The organism is Candidatus Hydrogenedentota bacterium (genome assembly GCA_019695095.1).
Lineage (GTDB): Bacteria > Hydrogenedentota > Hydrogenedentia > Hydrogenedentales > SLHB01 > JAIBAQ01.
On the sequence record JAIBAQ010000134.1, the window covers coordinates 1 to 16,862 of the forward strand.

Here is a 16,862-nt window from a genome sequence, read left to right on the forward strand (position 1 = left end):
CCACAGGAATGGAGAACACACCGGTTGTCTTCAACGGCAGGCTTCTGCTAGTGGACAATCATCGGCCTGGCGGATTTGAAGCGAAAGGCAAGGACGCCTACCTCTTCATCCGAGATCTCGTCACCGGAGAAGAACTGACGCGCTTCGGGACGGGCCATTCCTTTGTTTCTGCGTTTGTCGAAGGCGCGGAACTCAATGTATTCGCCACAGAGTTTGTGAGTTTCGGCAACGTCATCGATATGAAAGGCATCAACCGCTTTACCACCACCGACCTAAAAGAATGGAAACAAGAACTTGCTCTTGCGCCCGATGGCAACGAGCAGTTTTTCAACACATCCGTGTGCCGCGATGATCAAGGCTACCTCATGACCTACGAGTCGAGCACACCCGTGCAATGGTGTTTTCGTTTTGCGCGCTCGAAGGATCTCGCCCACTGGGAACGCATTCCCGATCTCGAATTCGCCGATGTTGCGGGCAAGACTCCCTGCGCGAATCCCACGATTCGTTTCATCGCTCCCTATTACTACGTGATGTACGGGATGCACTGTTACATGCCCGGCCTCGGTGAACACTACGCCTATCGCCTGCCTGAGACGAAGTACGTCACGGTAGTCGCCCGCTCCAAAGACCTCGCGATATGGGAAGTCAGCCCAACACGCGACGCCATGCTCGATCCTGTCACGGGTGAAGGTATCAACAATACCGATGCCGACCTCTTTGAATATGAAGGCAATACCTACGTCACATACGCAACAGGCGATCAAGCCACTTGGGGTACGATTCGTATGGCAATGTATGCAGGTCCCATGAAGGAGATGTTCGAGAAGTACTTCCCCGCCGATATACCCGTAATCAGGTTCGACGCGCATCAGAAGAAGTATGTCTTTCCATGACGCATGATGGGAAAGAGCAGTCGCGGTGTGTTGCCAATTCTGAGTGTCTGCGGATAGAACGCAAGGCGTTCCTCACCAGCGGCATCACTCCAACCGCAGCCAACCCAACTCCGAGGGGTCGTCGTTTCCATACCCAAGACGCGCTTGCACAGGCGAGCTAGAAGGCGGCGCCCAACTGATATCCGCGCTCTTCTTGTCCGGCGAAACGGCTGTCACCTCGACGTTGATCCTCATGGGACGCTCGGGATGAGCTTCGCCTTGAAACGCCGCGAGCGGGATTCGCAACCGGAACGCCCGCCGTCCATCGATCGAGTTCGTCGCAAAGTCCCACGGCGAATCGGGAACAAGCCACCCAAGACGCTCCGTACGATTTCCATTGATGTCGCCGCGAAACGTACGGCGCGGGTATATCTGCGTCGATTCGATGGCCACTGAAACCGCTGCCGGCCTCCACTGCTCCGACGGCGAGCAATCCACGTTCACATAAATCGCCTCGTCATCATGCACGGCCTGCCACGACCACGAAAGGTCCTGCGACGGCACATCCGCGCGCGGCAATGAAGCCCATACGGCATCGCTCTGCCATGACTCGGCAAACTCATCACCCGCTCGCGCGCATCGATAGACAAACGGTCCGTCTGCCAAGCCAGACTCTTCAGGGAAAATGGGGCTTCCTGCTGCGATAGCACTTTCGGCTTCGACGAATTCCGTACGCAGCATTTCTTGCAGCCGTTCGATACGCCAGCGTAGCTCAGCGGGGAAATAGGTGTAGTTCTCTGCCTCCGCCTGAAACCCCAAATATGGATTGCGATTGCACAGATCGATCATTTTCGTCGAGTGCGCGATTTCGTCTTCCGCAATCGCACGCAACTCGCCTAGTAGTTTCATTCGATCGGCACCCGAGTCGTAAATCAATCGTTCTCGAAGATCGTAAAAGCGCAGGATGTTGTAACCGGTATGAAACTGGATGTCGAGCGCCTGCGCCACGGTTAGATCGATCTGCCGCGCGGGGTCATTGGCGCACATCGGCTCTAGTTCCATCAGCACATCAAGCGCTTCCCTCCACCCCTCCGACATTCGTTTCAGGAGCGTGAGCATCTCCTCCATCGTGTGTGTACCGCTGAAGCACTCGCCAATGCGGTCGCCGCTCGGCGGATACTCGAGCTTCCATACCGGGGACAGGTTCTTGTGCACGGGCTTCAGGTGCAACGGCCACACGACGCCGTCGTGCATCGGTCCGTAGTATTGAAAGGCGTTCGTCAGCGGATAGTTCTCGTAGGCCTTCGCAAACATCCTCCACGCGCGCACGACCTTCTCCGCGTTTGAAGGACCCCAATCACGCCGCGCGAGTTCAAGCAGAAATGCGTCTTCGCTCATTGTCTCGGGCACAAACGGCAGCACACCCGCCGCTGCCCGATTCATGACGGACGGCAGGCTCCCGATATACCAACACTGCATGACGCTGGTGACGCCCAGCCGCCGCATCTCGCGATACTTCTCATAGAGGTTTCCAGGCACCGGGACATAGGGCGCGGTCGACGCTTCAAACGAAGTGCACGCCTGAAGTTTCGCGCCCATCGCAACACCGCCTTCGGCCGCCGCCCCCGCGATAGACCGGAATGTCTCGCTCGGTCCGACGTAGGATAGCCAGTAGTCTCCAGCGTGACGCGGTTTGCCGAGCTGTTCCTTGACCCCATCGGACTCGAAATTGTATTGGCAAATCACTCCCGGCGGCGTCAACCGCGCAATATCGCGCAGCGGTTCCGTGCTTCGCTGCGAACCCGTGCCATTCCCTGGAACGTAAAGCCACGAGATGAGTTTCGCGTCGGGATTTGCCGCGTGCATTCCCCGCTCCATGGCCGACAACGAAGCGCGCAGAATCTCCCCCGGCGCCTTCTGCGCGCAGACAGGACAGGCCACTTGCCACCCCTCGTTGGCTCCGCTCAAGCACGTTGTCGAGCGCTCTCCAAAGCTGATGTTGATCAGCCCGCCCAGATTTGGCGCTTGCGTGAAGATGTCGTTCATCGCCTCGAACAGATACGTTTGCGCGGCATCGGAAAACGGACAAAACAGTAGCCCGCTGCCGCTGAACGCCTTGCTGCCTAGCTCGGGGTGCGCCTTCACGAGAGGGTTGTCGGGGTCCATCACGCGCGGCTCGATACAGAATAGAAAGACCTTGATGCCGTACCGCCCACATTTAGCTATCGTCTTTCGCAACTTCTCAAGGCGCCGCTCACGTTTTGGATCGACTGCATCCGTCAGCGATGTCTTGCAGATATCCTTGAACTCAATGGTCAACCACAACCCGTTTACCCCGTCGTGCGCAAGTCGATTGAGATACCCGTCCGGGTAGTAGTCCACATCATCCAGCAATTCGTCCTTGTTCTTGGGCGGTCGCTTGATCGGTCCGAAAAAGCAACGCGACACTCGCGTGGCGATAAATGGCGAGCGTTCGACCTCTCCCAACCGGAGAAATGGCCCTTCGGCGGCCATCAATTGGTCTTCGAGGAAGTAGATGCCGCGCCGGATGCCTTCGGTGTCTCCTGCTTGTATGCGACACGCATCGTCCCCAACGACAATCCTGAACGTCTCGAACGCGCCAGTTTGAACCTGCTCGGTGACGAGCCGGTAAGCCCCCTCTGTCGGAATACCAACACTCCGAAAAAAGACGCCAAGGTCCTCGTATGCGGTGTCGAGCACGCGCCCCGAGTCGGGGAATCCCGCCTCGACGCGAACACCGTCCTTCAAACTGACTTCGTCGGCGCGTTTCTCTACCCGATTCCAATGCGGTGTCCAGGTCATCGGCGCGGCCAGCGCGTCTACAAAAGCCCACTCATTTGGCAGAGGACTCGGCGGCGGCTCTTGAGCGTCACTAACTTGAGAGAAGATTCCCCCAAGGAACAGTAAACCTACCAGGCAGAAAACGTTGCGCCGGATATCCACACCAGTTCCTCTCCCATCGCGATCAGAAGCTTCTATCACGTAGCCAATCGGCGTCGAATATACCAACAGGCATAAGAACAGAAAGTCCCATCCGGATCAACGCAATACGATCCAGAACGTGGCTCATACGAGTGTTGTGATGACTTGCCTCTTCGCGCGCCGTCGCATACCCAAATGTAGTTTTCGCGCAGCGAAGACAACCGAATGGTATGGATCGCACGATAGTTCACAGGCATCGAATACCCGCAATACGCTAGATCCTCTAAGAAAATCGCATATTTTGCGCAAAACAGACCATTAGGCACAGTTCCTGCTATTTCGTCCAATCAGAAGGCATTGGTCGGCTGTCGACGGGCATCCTGGTTCTTCCGATTCTGAGGATTGCTTCCAAGCCGTAGTGGGATTTCGCGCGGCCAAACACGCGTTGGCACACGGGCACTGCCTGATCATTGGAAATGTCCGGGGTATATTCAATGAGTGTCGGAGCCTATCAGCCAGCCGTTGCCGCCGACGAGCCTGTCGCACGAGCCGGAATAGTCGACTTCCGCGCCGACGGCTGCGCTTCCCTCGTGCGCGGTTTGGAGGAACTCGGCTTTGCGACCATTTCTCATTCTCTCGAATTGCATCCTTCCGCGCAGCCTCACCTATTTGTCGTAGCAGTCGACGGACCAAACGAAGTCGCGTGTGCCGCGATTCGTGCTTACCGCCTGGCGCGCAGCCTGGATGGCCCGCCGGTACTTGTCATTTCCAATGCATACGACGAGTCTGCCGCCGCCGCGTATCTCGCCGCCGGGGCTACGGACTTTTTCAGTCAGCCTTCCTGCGGGAGCGCGCTTCGCGGGTGGTGTGAACGCATTCTCCACGCTCAGCGCGAAGACTGGCTGTACGACCAATGGATTCGCGAACGCCGGCGTAGTACCGCCTTCGATCGCGTAATCGTGCCTCTTGGCCTGGCCCTGTTTGCGGAGCGCGACTATGGCCGTTTGTTGGAGATGATCTTGCTGGAGGCCAAGTCGTTCTGTGGAGCCGACGGCGGCACGCTCTATGTGCGCACGGAAGACGACAGACTCGAATTCACCATGGTGCACAACGACACGCTCGGGATTTCCGAAGGGGGCTCGAAAGGTCCCGTCACGCGCTTCGAACCGTTGCCGTTGAACAACCCCAATGGCGGCGGGCAGGAGCGTCGTTATATTGCGACCTATGTTGCGCTGACGGGGAATCCCGTGAATCTGCCTGACGTCTATGAATCCAGCGCGTTCGACATCTCCGGTACGCGGCTCTTCGATGCGCAGAACGGATACCGAACTCAGTCCATTCTCGCGATGCCCCTGAAGAATCAACACGACCGGGTCATCGGCGTACTGCAGCTTATTAACGCACGTAACCCGATGACAGGCGAAGCGCAGCCCTTCGACTCGTTCCAAGAGGAGACTATTGCGTCTCTGGCGCGCCTGGCGGGGTCCGGACTGGAGTCCTACCAGCGCATGCACACACTCCGCGAGCAGATCCAAGCGCTCCATCTCGAAATTGACGAGGTGAAGAAACAAGCGCAGGTCGCTCAAATCACGGGGTCTGAGTACTTTCAAGAGCTCAAGGACAAGGCCCGCATTTTGCGGGAAAAGGCACGTCGCAACGGAGATACGTAGAAAATGGAGCAGCGATGGGAAAGATAGTAGCGATTCATTCATTTCGCGGAGGAACGGGAAAATCAAATCTGTCTGCAAATCTGGCGTGCACGATAGCCGCGCGCGGCTATCGCGTTGGCGTCATCGACACCGATATCGCTTCACCGGGTGTGCACGTGCTGTTTGGGGTCGACGAAGCAAGACTGAAATACACCCTGAATGATTATCTCTGGGGCAATTGCCCCATCGAAGATGCGGCTGTCGACTTGTCCTCCACCCTCGCGAAGTTCCCCGCGTACGAACCCGGCACAGGCGCTCTCTTCCTGGTGCCTGCCAGCATCGACACCGGTGAAATCGCTCGCATTCTGCACGATGGATACGACGTAGGCCTGCTAAATGACGGAATCCTGAATCTGATCAGGCATTTCAGTCTCGACTTTGTCCTGGTCGACACTCACCCCGGAGTCAACGAAGAAACGCTCCTGTCTATCGCCATATCGGACTTCACGCTCCTTATCCTTCGCCCCGACCAACAGGACTTTCAGGGCACCGCGGTGACGGTAGAATTGGCGCGCCAACTGGACGTCAAGAACATGATGCTCATCGTCAACAAGGTCCACCGCTTGGCAGACCAGACGGCCTTGAGGCGCCTCGTGGAAGAGAAGCTTCAGACACCCGTCGGGGAAGTCATCCTGATGAGTGACGACATGGTTCAATTCGGCAGTGGCGGCCTCTACTGCATCCAGTATCCCGATCACGCGTACAGCGAAGCCGTCAGACGTATCTCCGGCCTTGTGACTTCTACTCTTTCTCCCTTCGAGGGCAACGCAGATAGGACATACGTATGAGCAAGCAGGATTCCGCTTCGGCTGTCAGCGCGTTACTCGGCGGCATCAAATCGGCCGCTTCCCCATTTCGAACCTATTTGAAGGACATTCATGCCCGCTTCAAAAGCGTTGACGACGGCAGCGTGGCGGACTACATCCCCGAGTTGGCCAAGGCCGACCCCAATTGGTTCGGCATCGCCGTTACCACAGTCTCCGGCGCGTCATTCGAAGTCGGCGACTCGCAACAACTCTTCACCATTCAGTCTGTTTCCAAACCATTCATGTTTGGATTGGCGCTCGAAGACCGAGGCCGTCAGACCGTACAGAAACGCGTTGGCGTCGAACCTACCGGCGACGCGTTCAACTCCATCATTCGTTTGGAGGAAAAGTCCGGCCGTCCGTACAACCCCATGATTAATGCGGGAGCCATCGCCACCGCGGGCATGGTGCAGGGAGCACACCTGACCGAGCGCCTCAACCGGATGCTGGATATGTTGCGCCGATACGCGGGCAGAAAACTCGACGTAGACATGGCGGTCTACACTTCAGAACGTTCCACCGGCCACCGTAATCGCGCCCTGGCGCACCTCATGCTCAACTTCGACATGGTCGATCCCAACATCGACGACACACTGGATCTCTACTTTCAGCAATGTTCGGTGCTTGTCAATGCGCATGACCTCGCCGTGATGGGGGCCACTCTGGCGAATGCCGGAATCAACCCGCTCACCGGCGAGCGCGCCATTGCTGCTGAGTATGTGCAAGATGTCCTGAGTGTGATGTACTCCTGCGGCATGTACGACTATGCCGGTGAATGGGCCTACACGGTGGGTTTACCCGCGAAGAGCGGCGTTGGCGGAGGTGTCGTGGTTGTCGTGCCGCACACGATGGCCATCGCCGTGTTCTCGCCGCTTCTAGACCACCGGGGCAATAGCGTGCGCGCGTTACGCGTTTGCGAAGCGATATCGAGCGACCTGGGACTGCACATCATGTCTCATTCGACCGACCGCGAACGCCTCAACAATCTGCTTCAAGGAGCGCTATGATCGCACGCTTGGATTTGTGCAGCTATGCCGGTTCGAATTCTTGGAACGTGCCGTCCCGGTAGACAAAGAGCTGCGGAGTCAAGCGGTAGGGTCCGGTTTGCCACGCCTCCTGTGCGATTTCGCGAAGCTTGCTCATGCCAGGTGCGTTCTCGCTGCCAGTAGCAACAAGAACGTCTCGCGTCGGTATCGCCACGACGACGTCCCCCTGCACCTCCGCTTGTATACCCGCCCAAATGGTGTCGAGCAACAACAGGCTGGCCTCGTACGTGCCGCCCGCCATGAACATGTAAAGCCCGTTACTCCCAGCGCGCTCTATCTTCGGCAGCAATCGTTTCAGATTCGACGCAGCGAGCACCCTCAGTTCCTCGCGTGAGACTTTCGCCTCTTCCAGCGCGCCTGGAGTCAGAAAGGCAATGCTGTTTTCCATATCGATGGCATAGACAATGACCAGCTCTCTGCTGAAATCCTCGTGCACCGGATCGGGGACATCCGTGGCGCCTCGCTCGCGCAAACCGCGCCTCATTTCCTCCAGCCATGCACGGTCTTTAATCACCGGCACAATGCAGGTTCTGTCTGTTCCATCGGACTTCTTCGCCAAAGTCTCCAACGTTCCCACCACAAACTGATCGATGGCATCTTGCTCTAAATGAGGGTGTTGTCGGCACGTCTCATACAAGTTGTCGAGAAATGACCTCGACTCTTGATCGTCCGCGCCCTTGATGGACAGCACCAGGTCTCTCTCAATCAAGACCGTCCATTGCGGACCGGCTTCCGCAAACGCCTTCGCGCACTCCTGGGTGAACTCCGCGGGCGATAGCGACCGCGCCTGCGATCGGCCTGGCAGTAACCGAAGAATAGAGCTGAGTAACTTCTTCACGGACACCCCCTGATTGGGCCTCGGTGATTGGCGATGGACACCGAACCTCGCCGTTATAGTACACAATTCTCCGTACAGGAGTTAAAGCTACCTCCCTCCATTTTCTTCCTCTGCACAAGACTTATCGACATTAAATAGCGGCAGGCCGGCGCCGAAGCGCCGGCCCGCATAGGACTCAGTGGCACCAGAGATTAGTAAACGGCTTTGATGACTACGCTGAACGTTGCCGAGTAGTTGCCGTTGCTGACGGTGAATGTCGTCGTCGAACCCGTGATGGTCGTGGAAACCGCGCCCATATCCTTCGTCGAGCCAATTTCGTATTCATCATAGAACTTGTTGAAGAAGTCGAGTTCATAGGCATTCAACCAGAAATTGAGCTGCGATTCGCCCGCGGGGATGATCATATCGAACACCACCCAATTCGGAGTCCTCGTCTGACCTTTCTTCAACTCAATTTTCGGAGACACGCCATCCGAGTACGACACATCGGTCATCGGTGCGGTCACGCCCCAAAGAGTCTGCGCCCGCGGCGAAGTCATCTTCGTCGAGAACACCCACTCGCTGTCGCCGAACAGATCGCCGTTGGTCTTCGAATAGAAGCTCGTCATCGTGACGGTCACGCGGATGTTGTTCTCCGCCGCCGACACGACACCGGCCCACATGCCCATATGGTCGACGATGCCGGTGTGTTCCGTCGGGTAATACGCCAAACCCGGCATCTGCAACACACCGTCAGTGGCCGCGTGTAACGCCGCTGTGGTCGTGTATCCGTTGAACTTCTCGTCGCTGACGTTATTGGTACCGTCGTTCGGCTGATTGCACAGCGCCGTGATGTAGCCATCGCCGTCCGCCGTTGCAACAAACTGATTGATGATGATCGGACCGTAGTAGGCCGAATTCATTGTCGCATGCGCCGAGATGTTCGAGTCGACCCAGCCGTACTGCATGCAATCGATATCCGGAGAAGGATCTTCGCCGAAGATCGGTCCCAGCAAATCGTAGTTGATGCTGCTGGCCGCCCAGTTGCCCTGCATCACGCCAACGATCGGCATCCAACGCGAAATAAGCTGGTCACTCGCCAAGTTGCACAGGTTGTGCTCAATCATGTAGCGCGTGATTTCCGTGCCAAAGCTGCCGGATAGAACGATGGCCGAGGTCGCGCCCGACCGCGTGATCACGTGCTTGATGTACTTGGCCATACGCAGCGCATACCGCGGCACATAAGTTCCCGACAACGCATTGTCAGCCGCGATATCTTCCGCCGTGTACCAAGCTGGGGGGGCGGCGCCGTAGTACGTAGCTCCGCACACCTGGTTTGGTGCCGTCGGATTCGCAATGTTCGTTGGACGTCCCGTGAAGGTCGCAATCTGGTTAACAGGTCCCGCGATGTCGTCGATGGTTGAATCATCCCCGTACACGTTCGTGTACGTCCAACCAGCGTTGTCGAATCCGTGAATGTAGACCATGATTGCAGTGCTTGGATTGTAGTTCACCGCATGGGCCGGGGGACTCAGAATCGCGACAGCCACCACCACTCCCGCGAAGACGAGGCACCTGGACCAGCATTTCGAACCGCTAGAAACGCTCCTCATAACCTCATTCCTTTCTCCCTGTTTTTCCTTTTGGTCCTCGGACCCCACGCCCGATTTCCAATTGACAACGTAGGACATACGCCCTGATTTGTCAATACTATTTTTGAGGAAATGGCTATAAATAGTAATACAAATTAATCGCCTTATCCCCAAAATAAGGAGACAGCGACTTCCGATTGTCCAGTGGACAAGCGCTTGACTCGGTCCAGGTTTCCGTCATGTTCAATTTCTATATTGATGCACATAAACCACTAATAAATAATATCTTACAGAAGTGAATAAACCCGATATCGCGTCACTCTACCCTGCATCCCTATCGCAGGGTAGAACGCGCCCACCAGCAATACAGTCAGTTTTTCCACAGAAATCGGTGTCCGATTCGAGTCTGTGGAACATTTTTCTGCTAATAGACAACGATGTCCTAAAATGGAGTGTTCCGTGCCTCCATGCCACTTTCCAATCAGGATTCTCAACCAGTACTGACACCCTCCGCCAACTTCACTGAATTTGCCCTGGTTCACTGGCCCGGCATTCCCGAGAGGACATCGATCAACCTTTTCACGGAAGCCGTCGTCCAACAATCCCTGCGATGCCCAGGAACAATTGATCGCCGTCTGCTTCTCGTAGACAATTTGCCTGCCACCACAGCACGTACATGCGCTAGCCCGGATTTTTCACGAACACACACGAACTTATCTGCACGTGTGTTTGCGGGACGTGCGGCCCAAAGCGCGGATTGATACATAAGAAAGGCACTGAAGATGTTCGCAACAACCGTACTCGTGGCCATGCTTTTGAACGCCGAAGCACTGGAAGCCCCCACTCACCTTCCGCCTGCAGACGCCGGTAAAGAATGGCGTCTGGTGTGGCAGGACGAATTTGAAGGGTCCACGCTGGACGAATCCAAGTGGGAACGAATCGACGGCCCGCGGCGAGATGCGTATTGGTCCAGAGACGATGCCTATGTCGATGGCAAAGGTTGTCTTGTCTTGCGAACCAAGAAGGAAGGTGAACGGTACTCGTCCGGCGCCGTTCGCACCAAAGGTAAGTTCGAACACCGGTACGGGTACTGGGAATGCCGCTGTAAGTTTCCGAAGCAGCCGGGTCACTGGCCGGCATTCTGGCTGATGCCTGCGCAAGGACTTCCCGACGCCGAAGTGGGCGGCGCTGCCGGAACGGAAATCGATATCATGGAGAAGGCGTGGCTTACCGAAAAGATCAATCATGCCCTCCACTGGAACGGCTATGCGTCTCATCATAAGCAAGAGGCTCGAGAGATTGAGCGACCGGGATTGAACGAGGGCTTTCACACGTTCGCCGTGCTTTGGTCTCCGGATGAATACGTCTTCTTTGTAGACGGCGAGGAAACGTGGCGCACGAAAGCTGACGGCCCAAGCCAAGCACTCTCCTACGCCAAGCTGACCGAAGAAATCGGTCCCTGGGCAGGCAAGATTGAAGAGGCCACACTGCCCGACTACTTTGTCGTCGACTATGTCCGCGTTTTCGATATGGCAGTTCAAGACAAGAAGTAGAATGAAGCATTCTGAAATACGAAGCACACGCGCATCGGAGGGGGCAGAATGTGTATGACACGGTCGATACCTGCAATGTTGTCTGGCATGGCGGCAGTGACCTTTGTCACGTTTCTGAGCGCCGCACATGCACAACTCGCGGAACCTTGGCAAACGGCCTACACCGGCGATGACGCCGCCGGTAACCACGTCATCGCGTTTTGGAACTTCGACGAGTCGGCAGAGACAGCCACCGACGCCTCCGGACATGAACACTTCGGCAGCTTGGACGGCGTAACGCGAAGAACCGATGGCCGGTTTGGCGGTTGTATCGAGTCCTTTCCGGGCTGGCCGGTGGAAGATGTGCGACACGGGATGCGTGTCGCACATGCGCCGTCGCTGTCACCTCGTGGCGCATTCACGATTGAGATGTGGGTGTGCCCCTCGCCTGCGCTCGAAACCTACGACGAAGCATTCATCGTGGACAAGAAGTATGTCGCCCATTCGGACTACCAATGGGTTCTCGAACGGCCCGACAAGTCCGGGCATCGCGGCATGCGAGTTTGCCTGGGCTTTGGCGAGAACTCAGACACGTGGTATGCGCCGGAGAAAGCCGCGTTCAAGCAAGACACCTGGTCGCACATCGCATTCACCTACGACGGCGCGGGGACGGTTCGGTTCTTCTGTGATGGCAGGAGTCTGGGCGAGTCGACAAGACCGGGTCGCGGAAGCATCTTTCCAGGCGATCACTTTCTTTCTATCGGCGATCGCGTGGGCAGCTATTACCACGGTTTCCCAGGCCGCATCGACGAAGTGCGAATCACCGAAGGTGCGCGAGAATTCCGCCCGCTGAACGTGTTTGCCGATCACACGCGCAGCGCGTACGTGCGCATGGAGCCTTCCCCGCAACTTCAGTTCCGATTGGCCAATATGTCCCGTGGAAGTCTGTCGAATGTTACCGCCACAGTCCAAGTCCCGGGCGTTCCGGATCAGACATATTCCGTGCCGGAAATCGCGGCGGGCGCGTCCCACGCCATCGAGTACGCATTCGATACGCGCATGCGGCCCGATGATTATCCGGTGCGTGTGCAGTGTCAAATAGGCGAAGGAACGGATGCATGGGTAAACGCACAGTCGTTTATTGTGAATCTCGTTCCGCGGCGTCTGCCTTACCGGATGCCTGTAGTCATGTGGGGTATCGGCGGTATCGAATCGGTCACACAGAGCACCGCTGCCCTCAAGGAAATTGGCTTCACACACTGCCTCGGTTTGGGTTGTGACTTCCAGCGGATTTGGGATGCGGGCCAGCCCGTACCTGCCGTGAGTGAGGACGATCTCGCGCGAAGCAGGCGAATGCTCGATCAGGCTCTCGTAGACGATATTGGCGTCGTCATCTCGTTGGGAGTCGGTCATTGGTTGGAGAACAAGCCTGAACTGCTACGCGTGGCTCAGGACGGGACTCCGTACAAAGACGTTAACGCGTGCTGCAATCTGCCGCCAATAGCGGAGTTCGGGCGCAACGTAGGCGCATCGGTGGCGCAAACCTATGGAGCGTTTCCGGCGTTCTGCGCCGCGCTGATCAACACCGAGGTTCGCGATGGCACGCAACTCTGCTTTCACGATGCCGACCGAGCACTGTATCGCTCGGCAACCGGAAAGGAATTTCCCAGCGCGGCTGAGAATAAACGCGGCGTGACGTATTCCATGATTCCAGACTTCGCCGCGACTCGCGTCGTTGCAGATGGCGACGATATCTTGCAGTTCTACCGCTGGTTCTGGTGTTCGGGTGATGGCTGGAACGGTTTCCATTCGGCCATCAACGACGGCCTCCACTCAAATGGACGCTCCGATTTCTGGACCTTTTTCGACCCGGCTGTGCGTGTACCGCCACTGTGGGGAAGCGGCGGAAACGTCAATTACCTCTCGCACTGGACTTACACCTATCCCGACCCGATCCGAATCGGCCTGACGACGGATGAACTGTTTGCGATGGCAAAAGGCGGCCCTGCGGGACAAGATGTCATGAAGATGACCCAGATTATTTGGTATCGCTCGCAAACCGCCCCCGCAGACACCGCGCCTGATGGCAACTCCGCGTCTTCTCCTTGGGAAGACCGCGACCCGGGTGCTCAGTACATCACCATCGCTCCCATGCATCTGCGCGAAGCCTTGTGGACCAAAATTGCGCGCCCCATCAAGGGCATCATGTACCACGGTTGGGAGTCTCTTGTTCCCAACGATGGAAGCGCCAGTTATCGCTACACGCATCCGGAAACGCGCGTCGCCCTGAAGACGCTCCTCAACGATGTCATCGCCCCCCTAGGGCCTACGCTTCTTCAGGTCCCCGCCGCGCCATCGGATGTCGCGTTCCTGGAAAGCTTCACGTCTTCTGTGTTTGCCGGACGAGGCACCTACGGATGGGGCGGTTCCTGGGCTGGGGATGCCTATCACGTACTGCTCTACGCGCACCTGCAACCGGAGATTGTCTACGAAGAGACGATTCTCAAGAACGGTCTCGACGCATACCGAGTGCTGGTGCTCGCGGACTGCGATGTTTTGCCGCAATCGATCGTGGACCGCATACACGTCTTCAAGCAGAACGGCGGAATTGTTGTCGGCGACGAGCGTCTCTGCCCCGCTATTCAGCCGGACATACTGTTACCTGCATACGAGCGTACAAAAGCTGCGAATGAAGACAAGGAGGCGCTGCTCGCGCGGGCACGCTCCCTGCGCGAACAACTCGATGCGCGATACTCGCGCTACGGCGATTCTACAATTCAGGACGTGCTGCCTTATCGCCGAACGTACGGCACCTCCGACTACGTCTTTGCCATCAATGACCGACGCGAATTCGGCAGCTACGTAGGGCAACACGGCTTGGTCATGGAGAACGGTCTACCCGCATCGAGCGTGGTCACGGTCAGGCGCGCGGGACACGTCTACGACCTCGTCGAACACCGCAACGTGCCAACACCTAGTGAAGGCGGCATCCTGCAAATTCCCGCCGACCTCGAACCCGGTGGCGGTAAACTGTGGCTCATCACTGATCGCCCGATCGAACAGGTCCAAATCCATGCACCGGAAGAGATACACCGAGGCGATCCTTTTGTCATCGAAGTCTTGGTGACAGACAGCGCGGGCGCTCCAATCGACGCCGTCGTCCCGTTGAAGCTAACGATCCGCGATCCCGACGGAAGACTCGCGGAGTTCAGCGGTTACTACGGCGCGCGTGACGCAAAGCTCACCGTGCAATGCGCCATGGCTCCCAACGACGTTCCGGGCATGTGGACCATCGAAGTGCGTGAACTGGCATCTGGTATCGTAACCCGGCGCTATTTTCGATCCATAAAATAGCATCGGGAACACACACTCTCTGTGACCGGTGCGATTCTCGCAGCACCTCCATTGACTGCCCCTGCAGTGAATGCTAATATGAATTCACTGGTGAGCGAATAATCTGTTCGGTCTATGCTCTTGTCGTCTGCAAGTCGATTTCGGCTTCAAAGCATGGACCCCGTGAAATCCGTGCATCACAGAAGCGTCAGTTCGGTCTAGGCAATTCACTCGATGCAGGAAAACCATAGAGGATTAGACATGAAGCATGTTCAATTGATAGGCAAAGTACCCGCTCCTCAGATGGCCGATATAAGCAAGGGTCTTCTCGGCACCAGCAAGAAGTTCCCTACCAACGCCACCAAGACCATATAGCGCCAATACGACACTGAGCCGATCCGTGAGTACCGACGCAGCTTCACGCGAAGGGAATTCGGTCGGATCAGAGCCGGTCGCCGTCGACATGCGCGCCTTGGCGCAAACCCTGCGCGCACGTGCGAGCGTATCGGTGGTTGTGCTTTGGTGGGCGATCTTTGCCTCCCTCATCGTCGCTTGTGTCAAGCCGCTTCCGGTGACTTTGTGCGCCGTGTGGGTGTACATCATTGTCTTTGTTTGTATCCGAAGTGCGCGCCGTCGCTCGTTTCGCCGTACGCTCGCCGGGCTGCCCTGTTTCTCGCGAGCCACGCCTGCGCCCCCGCGTGACAAGTGGCCGCATGTCACGGTGTTGATCCCTGCGCGCAACGAGGAAAAGAACATCGATGAGGCCGCGCGTTCTCTTGCCGCTCTGAACTATGCCAATCTGGATCTGTGGTTCGTCAACGATCACTCCACGGATCGAACCTCCATCCTTCTCGACGCGGTTCAGCGTGATTTCCCGAACATCCACGTCGTGCACAATCCGCCCATCACGGAAGGGTGGTTCGGCAAGTCCAACGCCCTTTGGCAGACGTTTCTCCAAATCGAGCGCGACGAAGGCGTGCCGCTTCACGACCGGCACTGGTTGCTCTTTGCCGATGCCGACGTGACGTTTGAACCTGGAATCATCGAACAGGCCGTCAATGTGGCCGAACGCGATCAGCTGGACTACCTGACGTGCCTGCCGCGCCTGACCACGGATACGTGGGCCGAACAGTTCCTGCTTCCCCTCGGTTGGCGTGGCGTGATTCAAGGCGCAGATTACGAGACTCTGAACGATCCTCGCTCCTTTCCGATCGGTATTGGCGCGTTCATGCTCGTGCGATTCGACTGCTACCGCGCAATCGGAGGCCACAAGGCCCTTGGGCAGTGGCATCCCGAAGACTCTCTGATGGCGGCCGCCGTAAAACAAATTGGACGCCGCGTCGGCCTCGCTTGGTCGCCTGATCTCTTGCGCGTGCGCTTCTATCACGGTTATCGCGAGGTCAAGCAGCACACCCTGCGCAAGATGCGCATCTTCTTTGACAACCGTGTGCAACTTCCGCTCACCATGCTGGCGCTGCGCCTCAGCACCACGATCATTGCCCTGCCCATGATGATCGCGGGTATCCTTCCGCAACTTGTCGCGGGCCGCTTCGATCCGCTGATGACGCTACTCGCCGCAGCCGGACTTGCCCTATACGTCGACGAGGCCCGCGAATACAAAGATGTCGGACGGATCGCGGACTTTCATCCCGTCGTGCCTTGGCTCCATCCCATATCAGGCCTGTTGCGAGTGTGGTTCGCCCTCTCCCTCATCGCCCAGATCGTCGCCAACAAGCCCATGGAATGGCGCGGGCGCAGTGAATTCGGTTCAACGGAATCCGAGCACACCTCACCGTCGTAAAGACCTGCCGCATTGCCAAATGCCTCACGCAGGACTCATGATGGTGTCAAGACTACTCGTGATAATCGCGCGAGCAAAGTACCTTGGATTCCCTGTTGCACATGCGAGGTCGATTCAAACCCATGACTCAATCACTTGTCCGTCACAATGCTAAGACTATCCGTACTCAGTGGGATTCGCGCCATATCCCCTGGGTGCAACTGCGATATGAGAAGATTGCCCACGCATGTATTCTCATCGGCGCGCTCGCCACGTTCGGAGTCTCGGCGCTCGCGGAACCGGCAAATGCATACCTTGAGTTCGTCCGTCAGCAGGCGGACGCGCGCATAGCGGCGCATCCTGCCGTGTCGGGGATGGATGAGTGGACCGCGCGGCGTTCCGGGATTCGCGCGGCACTCACACGCGCATGGG

At 57.2% G+C, this 16,862-nt stretch carries 11 protein-coding genes; 8 read left to right on the forward strand and 3 right to left on the reverse strand.

Going from position 1 to position 16,862, the window contains the following annotated elements:
* The coding region (locus K1Y02_18610; GenBank protein MBX7258383.1) for a hypothetical protein at positions 1-893 on the forward strand (893 nt) is incomplete at its 5' end.
* Positions 894-977: 84 nt separating this feature from the next.
* On the opposite strand, the gene K1Y02_18615 is transcribed toward K1Y02_18610, so the two are convergent.
* A complete protein-coding gene (locus tag K1Y02_18615; GenBank protein ID MBX7258384.1) occupies positions 978-3,836 on the reverse strand; it encodes a hypothetical protein in 2,859 nt (952 codons plus the stop codon).
* 473 nt (positions 3,837-4,309) lie between these two features.
* Between K1Y02_18615 and K1Y02_18620 the strand changes: the two genes are divergently transcribed.
* From K1Y02_18620 to glsA, 3 genes are read left to right on the forward strand one after another with little or no spacing between them, the layout of a single operon-like run.
* On the forward strand, positions 4,310-5,485 hold the full coding sequence (locus tag K1Y02_18620; GenBank protein MBX7258385.1) for a GAF domain-containing protein: 1,176 nt from the start codon (positions 4,310-4,312) through the stop codon (positions 5,483-5,485).
* Between the two features lie 14 nt (positions 5,486-5,499).
* Positions 5,500-6,312: a MinD/ParA family protein gene (locus tag K1Y02_18625; protein ID MBX7258386.1), complete on the forward strand. Its 813-nt coding sequence runs from the start codon at positions 5,500-5,502 to the stop codon at positions 6,310-6,312.
* Positions 6,309-7,337: a glutaminase A gene (gene glsA / locus K1Y02_18630; protein MBX7258387.1), complete on the forward strand. Its 1,029-nt coding sequence runs from the start codon at positions 6,309-6,311 to the stop codon at positions 7,335-7,337. Before K1Y02_18625 ends, glsA begins: the two co-directional genes overlap by 4 nt.
* A gap of 22 nt (positions 7,338-7,359) precedes the next feature.
* Here the strand turns inward: glsA and K1Y02_18635 are convergent, their stop codons facing one another.
* Together K1Y02_18635 and K1Y02_18640 are read right to left on the reverse strand one after the other, a co-directional pair.
* A complete protein-coding gene (locus K1Y02_18635; GenBank protein ID MBX7258388.1) occupies positions 7,360-8,214 on the reverse strand; it encodes a DUF1444 family protein in 855 nt (284 codons plus the stop codon).
* Positions 8,215-8,405: 191 nt separating this feature from the next.
* Positions 8,406-9,806 carry a hypothetical protein gene (locus tag K1Y02_18640; GenBank protein ID MBX7258389.1) on the reverse strand — a complete coding sequence of 467 codons (1,401 nt, stop codon included), beginning with the start codon at positions 9,804-9,806 and terminating at the stop codon, positions 8,406-8,408.
* Between the two features lie 761 nt (positions 9,807-10,567).
* On the opposite strand from K1Y02_18640, the gene K1Y02_18645 reads away from it, so the two are divergent.
* The 4 genes from K1Y02_18645 to K1Y02_18660 all read left to right on the forward strand — a co-directional run.
* Entirely contained in the window at positions 10,568-11,338 is a 771-nt protein-coding gene (locus K1Y02_18645; protein MBX7258390.1) for a glycoside hydrolase family 16 protein, read from the forward strand.
* A gap of 54 nt (positions 11,339-11,392) precedes the next feature.
* The gene (locus K1Y02_18650; GenBank protein ID MBX7258391.1) at positions 11,393-14,671 is read left to right on the forward strand and encodes a hypothetical protein; all 3,279 of its coding nucleotides are present in this window, start codon (positions 11,393-11,395) and stop codon (positions 14,669-14,671) included.
* Between the two features lie 379 nt (positions 14,672-15,050).
* Positions 15,051-16,451, forward strand: coding sequence for a glycosyltransferase (locus tag K1Y02_18655; protein ID MBX7258392.1), 1,401 nt, complete (start codon positions 15,051-15,053; stop codon positions 16,449-16,451).
* A 122-nt stretch (positions 16,452-16,573) separates the two neighbouring features.
* Positions 16,574-16,862, forward strand: a 289-nt coding sequence (locus tag K1Y02_18660; GenBank protein MBX7258393.1) for a hypothetical protein, incomplete at its 3' end; no start/stop codon positions are given.